Annotated in this window: 17 protein-coding genes; 3 read left to right on the top strand and 14 right to left on the bottom strand. The window is 36.6% G+C overall.

Going from position 1 to position 19,272, the window contains the following annotated elements:
- Positions 1-2: 2 nt before the first annotated feature.
- Genes dolP through DYE60_RS08445 form a run of 4 tightly spaced genes read right to left on the bottom strand, consistent with a single transcriptional unit; the run spans position 3 to position 3,452 of the window.
- A complete protein-coding gene (gene dolP, locus DYE60_RS08460; protein WP_115316161.1) occupies positions 3-620 on the bottom strand; it encodes a division/outer membrane stress-associated lipid-binding lipoprotein in 618 nt (205 codons plus the stop codon).
- 24 nt (positions 621-644) lie between these two features.
- Positions 645-1,223, bottom strand: a complete 579-nt coding sequence (locus DYE60_RS08455) for a D-sedoheptulose-7-phosphate isomerase (RefSeq protein ID WP_115316160.1) — start codon at positions 1,221-1,223, stop codon at positions 645-647.
- A gap of 53 nt (positions 1,224-1,276) precedes the next feature.
- The gene (locus DYE60_RS08450; protein WP_115316159.1) at positions 1,277-1,639 is read right to left on the bottom strand and encodes a YraN family protein; all 363 of its coding nucleotides are present in this window, start codon (positions 1,637-1,639) and stop codon (positions 1,277-1,279) included.
- Positions 1,623-3,452: a penicillin-binding protein activator gene (locus DYE60_RS08445; protein ID WP_115316158.1), complete on the bottom strand. Its 1,830-nt coding sequence runs from the start codon at positions 3,450-3,452 to the stop codon at positions 1,623-1,625. Before DYE60_RS08445 ends, DYE60_RS08450 begins: the two co-directional genes overlap by 17 nt.
- 60 nt (positions 3,453-3,512) lie before the next feature.
- Between DYE60_RS08445 and rsmI the strand changes: the two genes are divergently transcribed.
- Positions 3,513-4,373 carry a 16S rRNA (cytidine(1402)-2'-O)-methyltransferase gene (gene rsmI, locus DYE60_RS08440; RefSeq protein ID WP_115316157.1) on the top strand — a complete coding sequence of 287 codons (861 nt, stop codon included), beginning with the start codon at positions 3,513-3,515 and terminating at the stop codon, positions 4,371-4,373.
- Between the two features lie 102 nt (positions 4,374-4,475).
- Here the strand turns inward: rsmI and DYE60_RS08435 are convergent, their stop codons facing one another.
- The 3 genes from DYE60_RS08435 to dapF are packed head-to-tail and all read right to left on the bottom strand — an operon-like array spanning position 4,476 to position 7,085.
- Positions 4,476-5,228 (bottom strand): biotin--[acetyl-CoA-carboxylase] ligase, encoded by a 753-nt coding sequence (locus DYE60_RS08435; RefSeq protein ID WP_115316156.1) that lies wholly within the window; start codon positions 5,226-5,228, stop codon positions 4,476-4,478.
- On the bottom strand, positions 5,225-6,244 hold the full coding sequence (gene murB, locus DYE60_RS08430) for a UDP-N-acetylmuramate dehydrogenase (protein ID WP_115316155.1): 1,020 nt from the start codon (positions 6,242-6,244) through the stop codon (positions 5,225-5,227). Before murB ends, DYE60_RS08435 begins: the two co-directional genes overlap by 4 nt.
- Before the next feature lie 16 nt (positions 6,245-6,260).
- Complete coding sequence (dapF, locus tag DYE60_RS08425; protein WP_115316154.1) at positions 6,261-7,085, bottom strand: diaminopimelate epimerase; 825 nt, start codon at positions 7,083-7,085, stop codon at positions 6,261-6,263.
- A 135-nt stretch (positions 7,086-7,220) separates the two neighbouring features.
- Between dapF and DYE60_RS08420 the strand changes: the two genes are divergently transcribed.
- Positions 7,221-8,543, top strand: coding sequence for an anaerobic C4-dicarboxylate transporter (locus DYE60_RS08420; RefSeq protein ID WP_115316153.1), 1,323 nt, complete (start codon positions 7,221-7,223; stop codon positions 8,541-8,543).
- Between the two features lie 796 nt (positions 8,544-9,339).
- On the opposite strand, the gene coaD is transcribed toward DYE60_RS08420, so the two are convergent.
- From coaD to rnr, 7 genes are all read right to left on the bottom strand, one after another.
- The gene (coaD, locus tag DYE60_RS08415) at positions 9,340-9,810 is read right to left on the bottom strand and encodes a pantetheine-phosphate adenylyltransferase (RefSeq protein WP_115316152.1); all 471 of its coding nucleotides are present in this window, start codon (positions 9,808-9,810) and stop codon (positions 9,340-9,342) included.
- Positions 9,807-11,093 (bottom strand): lipid IV(A) 3-deoxy-D-manno-octulosonic acid transferase, encoded by a 1,287-nt coding sequence (waaA, locus tag DYE60_RS08410; protein ID WP_115316151.1) that lies wholly within the window; start codon positions 11,091-11,093, stop codon positions 9,807-9,809. The genes coaD and waaA overlap by 4 nt, the downstream gene beginning before the upstream one ends.
- Positions 11,090-12,322, bottom strand: a complete 1,233-nt coding sequence (locus DYE60_RS08405; protein WP_115316150.1) for an O-antigen ligase family protein — start codon at positions 12,320-12,322, stop codon at positions 11,090-11,092. Before DYE60_RS08405 ends, waaA begins: the two co-directional genes overlap by 4 nt.
- A gap of 35 nt (positions 12,323-12,357) precedes the next feature.
- A complete protein-coding gene (locus tag DYE60_RS08400) occupies positions 12,358-13,197 on the bottom strand; it encodes a Dam family site-specific DNA-(adenine-N6)-methyltransferase (protein WP_115316149.1) in 840 nt (279 codons plus the stop codon).
- The gene (gene aroB, locus DYE60_RS08395; RefSeq protein ID WP_115316148.1) at positions 13,187-14,305 is read right to left on the bottom strand and encodes a 3-dehydroquinate synthase; all 1,119 of its coding nucleotides are present in this window, start codon (positions 14,303-14,305) and stop codon (positions 13,187-13,189) included. Before aroB ends, DYE60_RS08400 begins: the two co-directional genes overlap by 11 nt.
- A 24-nt stretch (positions 14,306-14,329) precedes the next feature.
- Positions 14,330-14,848 (bottom strand): shikimate kinase AroK, encoded by a 519-nt coding sequence (gene aroK / locus DYE60_RS08390; protein WP_115316147.1) that lies wholly within the window; start codon positions 14,846-14,848, stop codon positions 14,330-14,332.
- Between the two features lie 280 nt (positions 14,849-15,128).
- Positions 15,129-17,465: a ribonuclease R gene (gene rnr, locus DYE60_RS08385; RefSeq protein WP_115316146.1), complete on the bottom strand. Its 2,337-nt coding sequence runs from the start codon at positions 17,463-17,465 to the stop codon at positions 15,129-15,131.
- Positions 17,466-17,669: 204 nt separating this feature from the next.
- Here rnr and uhpT point away from each other — a divergent pair, with 204 nt between their 5' ends.
- Complete coding sequence (gene uhpT / locus DYE60_RS08380; RefSeq protein WP_115316145.1) at positions 17,670-19,076, top strand: hexose-6-phosphate:phosphate antiporter; 1,407 nt, start codon at positions 17,670-17,672, stop codon at positions 19,074-19,076.
- Positions 19,077-19,272 lie beyond the last annotated feature (196 nt).

The raw sequence follows: 19,272 nt of genomic DNA, 5'->3' as shown, positions 1-19,272 counted from the left end.
GCTTACTTAACGTAATCAAATGCAGTGATAACTTTTTTCACACCTTTAATATGGCGAACGATATCAACAACAATTTTAGCTTGGCTTTGAGTGACTTTACCCATTAAGAAAACTTCTGCATTTTCTGTGTAGATTTTCACATTTGAACTTTTCACAGAAACATTTCTTAATAACTCGGTTTTTGCTTGTGCAGTCAGTAAACTATCTTTTGCGATACGTCCTACAGTGATTTTTCTACCAATACGAATTTCATTATAGATATTTTTTACACCATCAACGCCAGCAACAATATTTTGTGCTGTATTCACCGCCATCACATCTGGTGCTTGTCCAGTTAGTAGCACATTACCATTATAAGAAACGATTTCAATACGTGTTTCTTCTTTTAATTGAGAATCACGATTTAATCGAATACGGATTTTCTCTTCTAAGGTTTCATCATCAACTTGAACCCCTGTCGTTCTAGGGTCGGTCGCCACTTTGGTTACAGCAGTAACCGCAGCAACAGTCCCTACCACAGCCGCAGTAACACAGCCTTGTAGAGAGATCACACTCACAGAAAATAAGGTGGCAGCACCTAATTTTTTAAGAAAAGTTTTTTTGAATAAAGCGTTAAACATAATATCTTCCTTATTTGAATAACATTAAGAAAAAAGTAATGAATCTATGGTTTCACACAGTAGATTTAGACTAAATAAATGCCCCTCTACAATTCGCATTTCATTATTAGAAGGGATTACAATTTCAGTGTCGTTCTTGGTTAATAATCCTTTTGTGTGATCATTATGACTACTCGTGAAGGCTATAATACCTAAATTTTCATTTACTGCACTATAAATCGCATTTAAGACAATTTCTTCATTTCCAAAAGGCGAAAAAGCAACCAAAATATCGCCATCTTTAGCGATTGCTTGTAACTGTTTTTTATACAATAAATTGATTTCATTATCTTGTGATGACATTGTGGCACTGATCCCTTCAAAGCTAAGCAAAACACTTGCAAAACTTGGACGAGCCAGTTCATAACGGTGCGACAAATGGCTCACCAGCAATTGTGCATTGCCATAGGAACGCCCGTAGCCACAAACAATGATTTTATTACCATTAAGTAAGCACTCAACTATTCTTTCAGCGGCTTTTAAAATCACTGGTGGTAGCAATTCTGATGATGCAATCTGAATCTGAATACTCTCTGAAAATTTATCTTGAATTTTTTGTAACATTGTTCATTTTTATCCGAAAATAAGCGGTTATTTTTTATTAAGAATTTGCAAATTTAATCTAAAAAATTTTCAATCCATAAAGGAGAATTAGTACCTTCAAAGGCAACAACGTCAAAACGGCAATCCGCCGTATCAAGGCTTAATCCTTTGCTTGCAAGCCATAAATTGGCTGCATTTAACCATTTTTGTTGCTTACTATAACTAATACTTTCAACCGCACTGCCAAATTTGGCATTTTTACGTTGACGAACCTCAACAAAGACAAAGGTTGTTCCTTGTTTCATAATTAAATCTAGCTCACCACACTTAAAAAATTGGTTAGCGGCAACAAATTTCAGCCCATTTTTCTCTAAGAATAAACGGGCTTTTTGTTCAAAAACATCCCCTTGACTACGCACCTTAGTTATTAAAATCAGGTGTGTTGAAATCAGGCGTATCAGTTTCTGTGATACTTTGCTCCGTGTTTTCTAACACGATATTGCCACCTTGATATTGTAGCCATTGCATTTCACGTTCAATATGACAACCAACACTCGATTTTAATTCCCCTGTTAAGCCTTCTACGCTGAAATCAGGAATTTGACTTAATTCATTGAAATTATTGATAAGTAACCAAGCATCAGCCCCCATTGCATATAAACGCATCATTGAATAATCGTTATTCGCAATTCTACGTGCTTTTTTAAATTGTTCTGCTAAATTTTGTTGTTTTGCAAGTAAAGGAATTTCACTAAATTTAATGCCTTCCATTGTTGCTTTAAAATCAGTGTTATTATTTGGCGAATTGCTACGAGATGAGCTATAAATCGCAAATTTTCCAGCAAGTTCTGAACCTTCTAAGGCTTCTTTGGCTTCAAGAAGTTGTTCTGCTGTTCCTAAGAAGTAAACCGCTCTGCCTTGCATTCCTTGTAATTTATTCACGATATCAATCGCTTGATTATAATATTGTACACTTGCATCGCTATTTGTGAGTTTACGCCAGCGAGTACTAAACGCATTGGCTGAACGGCGTCCAAAATCATCATTTGGCACAACAACGACAACCTGTGAAATATTATCGTGATAAATCTTATTCGCTGCGGAATGTGCCTCTGCTTCTGGAGCTAGCCCGTAATAACAAACTTTGGCTCGTGAGCGTGAACTATTGGTTGCATTTAAGGTGAGTACGCTTAATCCATTTAGATCACTATAACTTAGCATTTCATCCACTTTCGATTTGAGTAAAGGGCCAATAATCGCTTGCGAACCAAGTGATTTTGCTTGTTGTACTAATTGATCCAAAGGTGCTGAATTACTATCTAGAATATGCACTGTTGTGAAATTATCACCACTATTACTACGTGCGTCATTGAATCCTTGCTGAATAATTTCCCCTAAGAATTTCAAATTGCCACTTAATGGTAATAATAATGAAATATTACTAAATTGTGTGGTTTGGAAAGAGGTTAATGATTTTAATTCTGTTGGTAATAATAACGAAGCACTGTGGCTTGGATAGTATGATTTCCACTGAGAAATTGCCTGTGGCAACATTGCTGGTTGCGATAAATTATCGTTATATAACTTAATTAAACTTAACCAGCCAGCAAGTGATCGTTCACCCGCTTTCACATTGCTTTGTGCTAACATTTGTGGATTAGATTTTCTTAATAGTTCCCAAATTTTATTATTATTTTGTTGAACGGTTTGGGAATTAGTTAAATATTTTTCTAACAGAATATGAGTTCTAATTGCTCCCATTAAATCCTGATTGCTTTCGGCAATGCTCGCTAAAATAGTATAATAGCGTTTCATTTCCGTATTGCTTAATTCAGCTAAGGGTATGCTTCTTAATAGTGAGTTTGCTTTATCCGTATTATGTTGCATTACATAAAAACGGGCAGAAACTAGTTGATATTCAATTTTCTGAATCTCATTAAATTCACGAGAAAGTGTCGCAAACATATTTTTTGCTTCCACTAATTTATTTTCATCAAGTAGTTTACGAATTGCTAATAAACGGTAGCTCTGTTGCGTTTCTTGGTCTTGGCTTTGAGCCGCTTTGCGCACATAAAATTCAGAGCTTGAATAAGCCTCTTGTTGTAAAGATTGTGTCACTTCATTCTGAAAAAATCCACCACCAGTACAGGCTGAAAGAAACAATGCCATTGCTGTTGGAACAAAAGTTGCTTTTATTTTCTGTTTTAATCTAGGGTTTTGTACTAGAATAGTTGATACTTTATTTAACATATAGCATTCCTTTATAGAAAGATTAGTGCAGATATTACTTAGCTAATGAGCGAAAATCAAATGAAAAACGATCACAACCCACAACAATTCGGTAAATTATACATCGTTGCTACACCGATTGGAAACCTTAATGATATTACCCACAGAGCGATTTCAACCCTTGAAGAAGCTGACCTTATCGCCGCCGAAGATACTCGTCATAGCGGATTATTATTAAGCCATTATGGTATCAAAAAACCTTTCTTTGCATTACACGATCACAATGAGCAACAAAAAGCGAGCGTGCTTGTTGAAAAGCTACAACAAGGCTTAAATATTGCCTTAATTTCTGACGCTGGTACACCGTTAATCAGCGATCCAGGTTTTCATCTGGTGCGTGAATGTAAACAACAAGGTATTCAAGTCATTCCAATTCCAGGTGCTTGTGCAGCAATTACCGCTCTAAGTGCCGCAGGTGTTGCATCAAATCGTTTCAGCTTTGAAGGCTTTTTACCTGCCAAAACAAAGGGGCGTTGTGATAAATTAGAGGCATTGAAAGATGACTCTCGCACTCTTATTTTTTATGAATCCACCCACCGAATTTTAGATTCGTTGAGCGATATGCAAAAAGTATTTGGCGATGAACGCTATGTTGTGATCGCCAGAGAAATTACCAAAACGTGGGAAACCATTCACGGCGATAATTTACCGCAACTGATCGAATGGCTGAGTGCGGAAAATAATCGAACCAAAGGCGAAATTGTCTTGATCGTGGAAGGAAAACCAGAAGATAGCTCAGAGGAGTTCTCTCCTCAAGCCATAAAGGCTCTAACGTTACTTACCCAAGAATTGCCTTTGAAAAAAGCAGCTGGATTGGTTGCTGAAATTTTTGGTTATAAGAAAAATGCCTTATATCAATATGGGTTAGAGTTTTTGAAATAGATAGAATAATACGAATCAATACATTAGAAAGGTGATAACACAAAGATAAAAAATACGCCAAAATTTTTTGTTTTGGCGTATGAACACCTTTCTATCAATTCTTTACACTTTTCTCAACGACACTTCCCCTATTGCAAAATGCTTAATTTGATTTTGCTGTTGTAGTAAAAGTTCGCCTTGTTCGTTGATACCTTGTGAAATGCCAGAGTAAACGAGCGATTCCGTGATCACAGAAACTTCTTGTTGAAAAAACAAATCATAACTCTGCCACATTGCATAATAGGGCTGAAATCCAGTTTGAGGATAATCAGTGAGCATTTTCTGTAATTTCGCCGTTAAATAAATTATAAGCTGATTCAAATCAACCTGATATTGCGATAAATCGCTCACGGGCTGATCAATACTGCTTTCGTTAATTGGTGCAAGATTTAGTCCAATTCCCATCACTAAATGAAGATGAGAGGGCGTTGTGTTTAGCTCAATTAAAATGCCTCCAGCTTTTTTACCTTGATGGTAAATATCATTTGGCCATTTTATACTCAGATCTTTCACGCCCTGTTGTTGCAAACTTTCAATAACCATTAAGCCGACAATTAAACTTAGTGGAGGAAGAACTAAATGAACCTTTCTTGGGTAATGCCAGCTTAATGAATAATTAAGATTACCAACAGGGGCAACCCAATTTCGTCCACGTCTGCCACGCCCTGCGGTTTGAGTTTTAGCAATACAAATTGAGCCTTTTGGTAAATTTTTACAATGAGTAACTAAATATTCATTGGTAGAATCTAACTCATCAAACAAATATAACTCGCCCTGAGTTAATTGAGATTGAATAAGAGAGGCTGACAGAGTCATCGTGTTATTTGCTCACTATCTACTTCTCCCTCAGCACCAATAAAACGGACTTCAGGGGTAATTTCTATACCAAATCTATCACGCACTTGTTTACGTACTTCTTTGGCTAATGCCACAATGTCATCCCCTGTTGCTTTACCCGTGTTAATAATCACAAGTGCCTGTTTAAGGTGAACCATTGCTCCGCCCATTTTAAAACCTTTTAAATGACATTGGTCAATCAACCAACCCGCTGGTAATTTTACTGAGCCATCAGCTTGTGGATAGTATGGAACAAAAGGATAAGCGGTCTGAATTTTTTCAAATTTTGCAAATTCAACCACTGGGTTTTTAAAGAAACTGCCTGCGTTTCCGTATTCATCAGGATTTGGCAATTTTTCCATTCTTACTCGACACACTTCGTCAAAAATTTGACGTGGCGTAACGGTTTGTGGATCAAATTGATCAAGTGAACCATAATTTAATTTTGGCTGCCACGCTTTTGGTAGCTTAAAACCTACGCCGATAATCGCATAATTATCTTTGTATTGATGTTTAAAAATACTTTCACGATATCCAAATTGACATTCATCTTTGGTTAAACAAAATTGCTTACCAGTAGTTAAATCAAGCACTTCCACATAATCACACACCTGCTCAATTTCCACACCGTACGCCCCAATATTTTGAATGGGTGATGAGCCGACACAACCAGGAATTAAAGCTAGATTCTCTAAACCAGCAATATTATTGTCGAGTGTCCATTTTACAAACTCGTGCCAGTTTTCTCCACCAGCTACCTGTAAATAGTGAAAGTCAGCATCTTGATGATGCGTAATTCCTTTCAAACGATTGATGAAAATAGTCCCACTAAAATCCTTTAAAAAAAGGACGTTGCTACCTTGTCCTAATAATAATTTAGGAGGTAAAGTATTTCGCCATTCAATCAATAATTTCTTTACTGAGCCAACTTCAATAATCTGTTTTGCACTGGCGTTCAAATGAAATGTATGAAAAGGGGTTAAATTTGTTATCATTATTCTTAACCTTTAATTAAAAATTTATATTTCCGTCATAAACGTGGGTGGCACTGCCTGTCATAAAGAGATCGTATCCCTCTCCTTTCCATTCAATTTGTAAGCTACCGCCTCGCAGTTCTACTTTTACACTACGATCAAGTACACCTTGCATAATTCCCACAGCAACAGCCCCACAAGCACCACTGCCACAAGCTTGGGTTTCGCCTGCACCACGTTCATAAACCCGTAATTTAATATGATTGCGAGTCAGCACTTGCATAAAGCCAACATTAGTTTTTTCAGGAAAACGTTCGTGTTTTTCAAGTAATGCACCTAATCTTTTTACATTCGCTGTTTCAACGTTATCGACTTGTAGCACACAATGAGGATTGCCCATTGATACCACGCCACAAATCACTGTTTGAATATCCGTTAAAAGTAAGTAGTTTTTTTCAAATCGATTCGCAATAAAAGGAATTTGAGTAGGCTCCCAAATCGGTTGCCCCATATTGACACGAATATCACCGTTATCTTGTAAAAATAACGTCATTTTGCCTTTTGCTGTGCTAACTTTTATTTCTTTTTTATTTGTTAAACTTTTTAACGTCACAAAACGAGCAAAACATCTAGCCCCATTCCCACATTGCGATACTTCTGAACCATCCGCATTAAAAATACGATAATGAAAATCTAATTCAGGATCATAGGGCGGTTCAACGAGTAAAAGTTGATCAAAACCAATACCACAATGACGGTCAGCCCACTTTCGAATAAGCTCTGGCGTAAGGTAAATATTTTGAGTTACGCCATCAATAACCATAAAATCATTGCCGAGTCCGTGCATTTTTGAAAACTGCATAACTTTTCCTATTGATATGTATAAAAAATTATCTTGATCTAGATTATAGAGTTTCAAGGTATTTATTGCTATCTATAAATGCAATAATTATAATCCGTTCAGTTTATTTTTATTTCATTACCTTTGGAGGTTCTTATGAGTGCAATGTTTCTCATTCAATTTTTAATTGTTTTAGTGTGTATCTTGCTTGGTGCAAGAGCAGGAGGTATCGGTTTAGGTGTATTCGGCGGTATCGGTTTAATTATTTTAGCCTTTGTATTTGGTTTAGTACCAACTTCGCCACCGATTGATGTCATGTTAATGATTATGGCGGTAGTTTCAGCAGCGGCAGCAATGCAAGCCGCAGGTGGTTTAGATTATATGATCAAAATCGCAACAAAAATCTTACGTAAAAATCCAAAATACATCACTTTCGTTGCCCCAGCCGTTACTTATATTTTCACATTCTTAGCAGGAACAGGACACGTTGCTTATTCAGTATTACCCGTAATTGCAGAAGTAAGCCGTCATAATGGTGTTCGTCCTGAGCGTCCACTTTCAATGGCTGTAATCGCATCACAATTTGCTATTGTAGCAAGCCCTATCGCAGCAGCAGTTGTGGCAGTGGTTGCATTCTTAGAACCACAAAATATCACATTAGGAAGCGTTTTAGGTGTCACGATTCCTTCAACAATTTTAGGTTTAGCGCTTGCTTGTGTTTTTGTAAATAAAATGGGAAAAGAGTTAAAAGATGACCCACATTATCAAAAACTGTTACAAGATCCTGAATATGTAAAAGAAAATCACGCTGATATCAACTTAGATGAAATGGAAGTAACGCCAACCGCAAAAACGTCTGTGGCATTATTCCTATTCGGTGCATTACTTGTCGTAATTATGGGTACATTCCCATCATTACGCCCAGTATTTGATGGCAAAACATTAGGCATGGCACACACCATTGAAATGGTAATGTTAGCGGTAGGTGCATTGATTATCTTAACCTGTAAACCAGATAACCACGCTATCACAAAAGGTTCTGTATTCCACGCAGGTATGCGTGCCGTCATCGCAGTATTCGGGGTTGCTTGGATGGGTGATACCTTAATGCACGGTCACTTAGTGGAAGTTAAGACAGCAGTATCAGGCTTGGTTGAAACTGCACCTTGGGCATTTGCTTTCGCATTATTCGTATTATCAGTATTGGTAAACAGCCAAGGAGCAACAGTAGCAACTTTATTCCCAATCGGTATCGCATTAGGCATTCCAGCACCAATTTTAATTGGTACATTCGTCGCAGTTAATGGTTACTTCTTCATTCCAAACTATGGTCCAATCATTGCGTCAATCGACTTCGATAGCACTGGTACGACACGCATTGGTAAATTCATCTTTAACCACAGCTTTATGCTTCCAGGCTTATTAAGTATGGCATTCAGCTTAGGTTTTGGATTATTATTCGCAAATATCTTACTTTAAGATAAAAAGCTGGTTTTAAGCGGTTAAATTTGTAATAAGTTTTGCAAATTTAACCGCTTTTTTATTGGTTGATAAAAGCGAATAGAAATCTAAACTAAAATGCAGGAAACACATCAACAAACCTGCTTGGGTATATCCTCTTTATGTACAGGTTATTTAACCGCTCTCCATTCAATTTTATAAAGCAATGTGCAGATATACACAAGCAAACTTGCTAACGCCAACAACAAGCCAGTAATCAGACTTAATATATAGATTTCTATCTAATATTAACGCTTTTTTATACCGCCAAAGATAAGCTCAAGTACCTATTTTTTATTATGCAAACTATCCACATTAGATGTAGATAATGCTGTGGATAACAGTATAACTCTTTATGAATAGCTGTGCAGAATCTTATTAACTTCTTGTTTTATAAAGATCTTATTTTTGCGAACATTGAGGTTATAAAAGATCATCAACTCAACAAAAAGATCCTTTTTATGTGCTTTATTTAAGCTAAATATTGCTATACCAATACGATCTTTTTATCCAACCCTTCTGTTTTATACACAAGATCTATTTATCCCCACTTGATGTGGATAACTATGTGGTAGATCGAATAACTAATTGAGAATAAAAAAGATGGTTTTATAAAATAACAATAAAAACAATAGGTTAAGTTATATTTTAATACGTGGATTTATGCTGGTTGTATTTTGAGCAACCTTGTTTTGCGTTAAGTTAAATGTGATCATAAAAATGATCCTTTCTAAAATAGCGTGATTTAATACGCTAAATTAGAAAAGATCTTGTATCAACACTTCTCTAATAAAGCCTGATTTACAACGGTAGGAACGAACTGACTCACGTCACCTTGATGATAATAAATTTCTCGTACTTGGGTTGAAGATAAATATCGCCAATTGACCGAAGGTGGCAAAAAAAGCGTTTGTAGTGTTGGGGATAATTTTTCATTAAGCTGTGCTAATTGAATTTCATATTCCACATCATCACTGCTACGGATACCACGAATTAACACGTTAGTTTGATGCTCTTTGGCTAAATCAATCAATAAACCACTAAAACCAACCACTTCAATATTCTGTAAATGCACTAAACTTTGCTGTACCAGCTCAACACGCTGTGCTAATTCAAAAAGTGGTCGTTTCGTTGGGTTTTTTGCCACTGCAATGATCACTTTGCTAAATAATTTTGCTGCTCGCTCAATTTGGTCTAAATGTCCATTGGTAATAGGATCAAATGTACCGGCGTAAATTACTTTCATTCTTTTTCCTCTAAATAGGGTTTAAGTAGATCTAAATGACGCTGTAAAGCTCCCTGATTCTCTTTTAACACTTGAAAACCTGCTTCACCAATTTGCTGACGCTCATTTGCATTTTTTAGTAAAAATTCGACCGCTTGGGTAAGTTTATCCACATCACTTGCAACTTCAATAAAGCCATTTACGTTTTTCAGTTTTTCATAAATTTCAGTGAAATTATAGGTATGTCCCCCTGAAATAACCGGAATTTTAAAAGCAATTGGCTCTAATGGATTATGTCCACCGTGCTTAATTAAGCTTCCTCCGACAAAAGCAATATCAGCCATTCCATAAAATAACATCATTTCGCCCATTGTATCGCCCAGTAGCACCGATGTTTCATTTGTTAAAGGCTGATTAGCCGAACGGCGAATAAAATGTAAATTTGACTGCTCAACGGTTTCAGCAACAGAATTAAAACGTTCTGGGTGGCGAGGCACAAGAATCAAAATTAAGTTAGGATAGGTTTTTAACAACTGTTTATGAGTTTCCAATAACAAGGTTTCCTCACCCTCGTGAGTGCTTCCAGCAACCCAAATAGGACGATCTGTGATATTTAAACTTTTAATAGTTTCTTTGATTTCTTGATATTGTTGCTCATTCACATTCAAATCAAATTTTAAGTTTCCCGTATTCACGAGTTTTTGAGGCTTGACTCCTAATTCTAAATAGCGATCTGCACTTACGGTATCCTGTGCCATAATCAATTCAATATTGTTGAACATTGGTGCTAACCATTTTTTGATCGCACCATAACGCTTCGCTGAACGTGGTGACAAACGAGCATTTGCAATAATAAAAGGAATTTTTTGCTGATGTGCCTGTGCTATCAAATTAGGCCATAACTCCGTTTCTACCACAATAATAGCCTTAGGCTGAATAAAATTGAGGTACTTTTTCACAAAAATAGGCAAATCATAAGGAAGATAAAAATGTGAGAGAGTATCGCCGAAAGCGGCTTTGACTCGCTCCGAACCTGTCGGGGTCACCGTAGTAAAAACGAGTGGTAAATTTGGATAACGTTTTTGCAAATGCTTAACCAAAGGGGTAATAGCGATTACTTCTCCGACTGAAGCGGCGTGGATAATGACTCCGCCTTTTGTCACTTTTTTCTGTTTACTATAAAGAGCATAACGCTCTTTTAATCTCGATCTATATGCAGGCTGTTTTATACTACGTCTTAGCATTTCTAAAAAAATAAAAGGCTGTAGCAAATAGCTCATTATTGTATAAAGCTTAAATATCATTCTTCATCTTCCTTTGCTGTAACTCGTTGTAGGCTAAGTAGTATCACCACTGTAGCAAAATAAAATAGATTCCCTGAGTGATGTGATAAAAAAGATTGAGTTAAACAATAACCCATTGTCGATAAAATATGTACTGTTCCTAATGCACCAAAAAGTTGTGAAACACTATTCTTTGTTTGTTTTATTCCTTTGATAAATAACCTCATAGGCACAAAGAAAATAGCCAATAATGCAAACAATCCCAATATGCCACGAGCAGAGCAATCTTGCAAAAATTGATTATGTGCATGATTAAATTGCGATGCCATTTTAGAAATATAACCTTGTTGAGCGTGCTGTTTTCGCATCTCTTTAACACCCTCAAGACCCCAACCAAAAATTGGTTTTTGTTGGATACCCCGTATCGCACTTTTATACATATCCAATCTAGCACCAATTGAGGTAGAACACTTATTTTTCTCTAAACATTGGATAATTTGATGACTCACTCTATTCCAGCGACTCTCCGCTATTTTATAACTTACACCACCAGAAAAAATGGTAAAAATCATAAAAAAAATGACCGCTTTCTTAGACAGTAAATGGCGATAGAAAAATAAAATTGCCCCTAATCCTAAAATAAAACCAATTAACGCCCCACGAGAAAGACACAATAAACTCGCAATAAAGCCCAAAGAAAATGCAACACCACCAATAAGAAGTAACAGTTTATTTTTAATTTGGTAAGCGTAACAGGTAATGCAAAGAGAAAATAGAGCAAGGCTCATTGCGATATCGCCCGATTGAATACGGATTCCGTGCTGTGGGAATGGATTTGGTAAATGAAGATAAAATTTCTGAATAATAGCCACTATACCTGCGACCATACTTGAGATCAGTATTGAAAAGAGAATCCAGCGTGATTTTACTTTTATTGTTGTAAAAAGCGTTAATATTGGCAGAACAATCAATACTCGGCTGGGTAAATCTAATTCTCTTACCTTACCATCGTTGATCACTAAAGAGATAACAAATAAAGCAAAATAAAGCGTAAAAGCACCTATCAATAACTTATTTTCAGGCTGGATAGCAAATGTTTTATTTCTCAGACGCTGTGCGACAAAATATAAACCAGATAATCCTAAAATAACGGGAATTGCGGTATAACTTACTTTAAAATGCAAGATAAGAATAAAGAATAACCCAGCTAATAACGCATAAATGCCGTTATTTTTTAAAATTGCTAACATCACTGTTCCCCTACATTGAATGGGTTAATGATAATTTAAAGGCCTGTCGCTGTAAACAACGCAAAAAGCTCATTAACTTTAACTCTAGATTCCGTTGTTTGTCCAATAAAACGTTGCACAGGAAAGCTAACAATCTTACTTTCTTGGTAAATTTCACGAGTAAAAACAGTGTCGTGATTTGAAATCATCACTGGGGTATTTTTACTTGCGAGCTGTTTTGCATATTCTGCCAACTGCTGCTGTTGCCCCATACTAAAGCCACCGCTCGAATAACTCGTAAAATTGGTACTTTGAATTAAAGGGGCATAAGGCGGATCGCAATACACCACATAATCATCGGGATGCTTCTCTAAATAAGCAAAAGTTTGTTCAAAATCAGCACAAATAAATTGGGCTTTTTGGGCTTTTTTAGAGAAAAAATAGAGTTCTTTTTCTGGGAAATAAGGGCGTTTATAGTCACCAAAAGGCACATTATATTGGTGCTTTTTGTTATAACGACACAATCCATTAAAACCAAAACGGTTTAGGTATAAAAAAAGGACCGAACGACGAAAAGGATCTTCACATAAATTAAATTCTTGACGACGTTGATAGTAAAAAGTATCTGAATTTGCAAATTTATCAGAAAAAATGACCGCTACTTCTGCAACATAACGATCTACGTCATTTTTAACAGTATTAAAAAGATTGATTAAATCAGGGTTTACATCAGCAAGTAAATAACGTTCATAATCCGTATTAAGAAAAACTGACCCTGCCCCAACAAAAGGCTCAACCAAACATTTTCCTTTCGGTAAATGCTTGGTGATTTCTGGGATCAAGCGATATTTTCCGCCAGCCCATTTTAAAAAAGGACGGTGTTTTTCAACATTCATTTGCGTTATAAGTTGTAATTGCTGATTGAGAGCAATGGGTAATTGAATCAATAATTTGTTGTTGAGTTATATCCGATGAGATATAAGCTTGCCCTAATTGTTTAAGCAAAATTAAACGTAATTTTCCGGCTATAACTTTTTTATCACGTTGCATATAAGCAAGATAATCTGTAGCTTGCATTGTCTCAGGTGATCCGGTTGGAAGTACTGCTTGAATCAGTAATTTTTCAATACGAGCGACATCCTGCTGGGTTAAATCTCCCAGTAAAGAAGATAAAACTGCGGCTTCTAACATCCCAACTGCCACTGCTTCACCGTGTAGCCATTGTCCATAGCCTAAATGACTTTCTATGGCGTGTCCAAAAGTATGCCCAAAATTTAACAAGGCACGTTCACCTTGCTCCGTTTCATCTTTTGCCACAATGTCCGCTTTAAGCTGGCAACAACGCTGGATACAATATTGTAATGCAGTTTGTTTTAATGCCATTAAATCAGCCATATTTTGTTCCAACCACTCAAAAAAAGGCAAATCCAAAATAGCACCATATTTGATAACTTCGGCAAGCCCAGAACAAAACTCTCGTTTTTTCAGGGTATATAACGTGTTGGTATCAATAATAACGGCGATCGGTTGATGAAAAGCCCCTATCATATTCTTGCCCAGTTGATGGTTGACGCCTGTTTTTCCACCTACAGAAGAATCCACCTGAGCGAGTAGCGTGGTTGGAATCTGCATAAAACGAATGCCACGCTGATAACTTGCCGCAGCAAAACCTGCCATATCGCCAATCACACCGCCACCCAGTGCGATAATAACAGAATCACGGCTATGTTTTTTCTCTAACAAAGCCGTAAAAATCAAATTGACACTTTCTAGGGTTTTATATTCTTCGCCATCAGGCAACAACACACTATCTACTTGACAACCAAGTTGTGTTAAAGCCTGTGTAACCGTATCAAGGTAATGTTTAGCCACCGTTGGATTGGTAACAATCATTACCTTATCATTGGCTTTTAAAGGTGCATAATTTTCTGGTTTTGCAAGCAAACCTGTCCCTATACGAATAGGGTAACTTTGTTGCTTTGTATTTACATCAACCTGAATCATCATACACCTAATATCTAATTGATTTTATAAATTATCAATTAAATCAATAATATGCGATGCCATTAGTTTCGCACTTTGTTGATCTGTTGGTAATGTGATATCCGCAATCTCTTTATAAAGAGGATTACGCACTTCTGCCAATGCTTCTAATGCTGCTCTTGGATCATCATTTTGTAATAATGGGCGTTTTTTATCACGAATGGTACGCTCATATTGTTTATCTACTGTCGTTTCTAAGTAGATCACGATACCACGAGCCGATAACATATTACGGTTATCCTTAGATACAATCGTACCACCTCCAGTTGAAAGCACTACGCCTTGCATTTGGGTCAATTCATTGATGATCTTTTCTTCTCTTTTGCGAAATCCTTCTTCCCCTTCAAGATCAAAAATCCAGTCGATTCCCACTCCAGCACGTTGCTCGATTTCTGTATCAGAATCCACAAAATCCATTCCGAGTAACTGTGCAAGTTGGCGTCCAACGGTGCTTTTTCCTGCTCCCATTGGCCCAATTAAAAATATATTACGTTTTTCAGCCATTTTCTGCCTATCATTTTAACTAATTAAATATAAATACGATTTGTAAATTCTTACAAAAAACTAACCGCTTGAAATAAGATACAAGCGGTCTGTTTTATTCTATTTTTTGCAAAGTTAATGGAGTGTTTTTAAAAATCACTTAATTTTTTTACTTTGTTCCTACAAATCGCCCACAAATATGTAAACAATTATCTCAATAAATGCCCACATATTTCAACAGTTAATTTGACAAAGTTAGTAAGTATTTTCTCTCTCATAACTTTAATAGAGATCTCGCTCGTTATACTTTCTTTTTAGCGGTTTTTTTCTTTCTACTTTTAGTTGTCTTTGGTTTTGCTGATTTAAGTTTGGTCGATTTAACCTCTTTAAACACCTTTTTACTCTTACTTTTTGATTTTTTCTTAGTCGGTTTTTTCGCTTTATTATCCCCTAGCGAACGACCTTTTGAATCAAGTAATACAAAATCAATTTTTTTATCATCTAAATTTACACCAGCAACTTTGATTTTCACTTGATCCCCTAAACGATAAATAATTCCGCTTCCACCCACTAAACGCTGACGATCGCCGTCATAACGATAGTAATCATTGTCTAGCGTTGAAATATGCACCAAACCATCGATCATCAATTCGGTAATTTTTACGAATAAGCCAAAGCCCGTTACGCTAGTAATCACACCTTCAAACTCTTCACCGATGTGATCCTGCATATATTCACATTTCAACCAATCCGCCACTTCACGAGTTGCGTCATCAGCACGACGCTCTGTTGCTGAACATTTTTCGCCAAACTGATCAATATCATCAATTTTATAATGATAACCGCCACCGTCTGTATAATGACGTTTATTGCCTTTCTCTTTTTCCACCAAATATTTTATTGCACGGTGTAATAATAAATCAGGATAGCGGCGAATTGGCGAGGTAAAGTGAGCGTATTCCGTTAAGGCTAATCCAAAATGTCCCACGTTATCCGCTGAATAAACCGCCTGTTTTAAAGAACGTAACAGCATTGTTTGGATTAACTCCGCATCAGGACGTTCACGCACTTTTTCTAATAATTTAGCGTAATCTTTTGGCGTTGGTTTTAAGCCACCTTCTAATAATAAGCCGTGTTCTTTTAAGAAAGTTCTAAAACTGGTAAGTTTTTCTTCACTTGGTAAAGCGTGAACACGATATAACGACGGTTCATTCGCTTTTTCGATAAATTTTGCTGAGGCAACATTGGCTAAAATCATACATTCTTCAATGATTTTATGTGCGTCATTACGAATTAACGGCTCAATGCGTTCAATGCGTCCTTCTGGGTTAAAAATAAATTGATTTTCAATGGTATCAAACTCAATCGCACCACGATTTTGACGTGCTTTTGTTAGCACTTTAAACATATTATTTAATTCTTCTAAATGTGGCACTAGCGGTGCATAACGTTCACGTAAGTCTTCATCACCTTGTAGCATTTTCCACACTTTGGTATAGGTTAAACGTGCGTGAGAATTCATCACCGCCTCATAAAACTCATAGCCCGTTAATTTTCCTTTTTCCGATACGGTCATTTCCGCCACTAAACAAAGGCGATCCACCTGTGGATTTAACGAGCAAAGTCCATTTGAAAGCACCTCTGGCAACATTGGTACAACACGATTTGGGAAATAAACCGAGTTACCACGCTGAATTGCCTCTAAATCAAGAGCAGTTTTAGGACGAACATAATAACTTACGTCCGCAATCGCCACCCATAAACGCCAACCTTTGCCTTCTTTTTGACAGAATACCGCATCATCAAAATCTCTGGCACTTTCGCCATCAATGGTAACAAGAGGAAGTTCTCTTAAATCAACACGTCCTAATTTTGCTTCTTCTGGCACTTCTTCTTTCAGTTTTGCGACCTGTTTTTCTACCTCTTTTGACCATTCATAAGGAATGTCGTGATTTCGTAACGCGATCTCAATTTCCATTCCCGGTGCTAAATTTTCACCTAAAATTTCAGTGATCACCCCGATTGGACGTTTAAAACTGGCTGTACGTTCTTTTAACTCTACTACCACGATTTGCCCCATTCTCGCCCCTAAACGGTGTTCATCAGGAATTAAAATATCTTGGGTAATTCGGCTATCGTCAGGCACAACAAAACCGACTCCTGACTCCACAAAAAAGCGTCCTACAAGCTGTTTCTTACGTGCTTCAATCACTCGTACAATGCGAATTTCTTTACGTCCACGACGATCTCTACCATTTGGTTGAGCTAACACATAATCGCCGTGCAGCACTCGGCTCATTTGTCCATTTGGAATAAACCAGTCATCGTCTTCGCCTTCTACATTTAAAAAACCGTAGCCATCTCGGTGTCCAACTACCGTGCCTTTAAGTAAATCCATTTTTTCAGGTAACGCATAACGTTTACGTTTCGTAAAAATCAGTTGCCCTGAATTTTCCATTGCTCGTAAGCGACGACGTACGCCTTCCATTCGTTCTTCATCATCGATATTGAACGCTTTAAGTAATTCTTCACGGCTCATTGGCGCGTCATATTGACGAATAGTGTTTAAAATAAATTCTCGGCTGGGTACGGGATTATCGTATTTTTCAGATTCTTGTTGATAATTTGGGTCTTGCATAGGGTATTCCTTAGATTGAATTCTTTTTTTGAATAATAAGCGGTTAAATAAATGTAGAAATTTACATTTTTAACAAAATAGATTTATTTATGTATAAAAATTATGACATTGTTCCGAAATTTAATAAACCTTTTTATTTTTTATTGTCTTTACCCAATCTTATAGGCAGAATGCTCCCTTTTTTTATCTAAGGGAAAGCATTTTATGTTTAAATTTTTAGAGGCTGTTCGCAAGCCAACGCTGGATCTACCCGTTGAAGAGCGAAGAAAAATGTGGTTCAAACCATTTATGCAATCATACCTTGTGGTCTTTTTTGGCTATTTAGCAATGTATTTAATTCGTAAGAATTTTAACGTTGCTCAGAATGATATGATTGAAACCTATGGTTTAACTAAAACTGAACTTGGGATGATCGGTCTTGGATTCTCTGTGGCTTACGGTATTGGTAAAACGGTTGTTTCTTATTATGCTGATGGAAAAAACACTAAACAATTCTTACCATTTATGTTGATTTTATCAGCACTTTGTATGCTTGGTTTTAGTTTAAGTATGGGCGGTGGTAGCATCGCACTTTACTTAATGGTGGCGTTCTACGGATTAAGTGGCTTCTTCCAAAGTACTGGTGGACCATCTAGCTATTCAACCATTACAAAATGGACACCTCGTAAAAAGCGTGGGTCTTATTTAGGTGTTTGGAATATTTCTCACAATGTCGGTGGTGCCGCAGCGGCTGGCGTAGCGATTGTTGGAGCAAATGTATTCTTTGACGGTCACGTTGTGGGGATGTTCGTATTCCCTTCTATCATTGCTTTAATCATTGGTTTTATTGGGCTACGCTACGGTTCTGATTCCCCTGAATCTTATGGCTTAGGTACAGCAGAAGAAATTTTTGAAGAAGCACCAAGCGAAGAAGATATTATTGCAGAAAAAGAACAATTAACCAAATGGCAAATCTTTATTCGTTATATTCTTAAAAATAAAATCATTTGGATCTTATGTTTTGCGAACATTTTCTTATACATCGTACGTATTGGTATCGACCAATGGTCACCTGTTTACGGTTATGAAAAATTAGGTTTCTCAAAAGATGTCGCAACTTCTGGTTTTGCATTATTTGAAGTTGGTGCATTAGTGGGAACATTCTTATGGGGCTACTTATCCGACTTAGCAAATGGTCGCCGAGCATTAGTTGCTTGCGTCGCATTAGGCTTGATTATTTTCGTTTTAGAATTTTATCAATTCGCTACACACTACCTTGTCTTTGTGGGTTCACTCTTTACACTTGGCTTCCTTGTATTTGGTCCACAATTACTCATTGGTGTTTCAGCAACAAACTTCGTACCTAAGAAAGCAATTGCGGTTGCTGATGGAATCAAAGGTACATTCGCTTACTTAATTGGTGATAGCTTTGCTAAATTAGGTTTAGGTATGATTGCAGACGGCACACCAATTTTCGGACTAACAGGTTGGAAAGGCACATTCGTTGCACTTCAAACTTCAACTATTGTTTGTATTATATTACTTGCTTTTGTTGCTATTGCTGAGGAAAGAAAAATCAGACGCAGTAATAAAATTAAAAAACTAAAAGCGGCTCTTGAAACACAAAAATAATAATTCTTAATAAAGAAAAAAGAGCAGGTAAAACTATTTTTATCTGCTCTTTTTTATTCAATCACTCCCAAATATCGCTATAAATAGTAATAATTCTCAGTTTTTTGTGATCAACTTCATATTTTTTAACTTTATTATTACACTTTCTTTACATTTCCCTTTAAAATGTTACCTTAATTTTATTTTTTGGAGTGGC

Source organism: Phocoenobacter uteri, from assembly GCF_900454895.1.
Lineage (GTDB): Bacteria > Pseudomonadota > Gammaproteobacteria > Enterobacterales > Pasteurellaceae > Phocoenobacter > Phocoenobacter uteri.
This window is presented reverse-complemented; position numbering and strand designations above follow the sequence as displayed.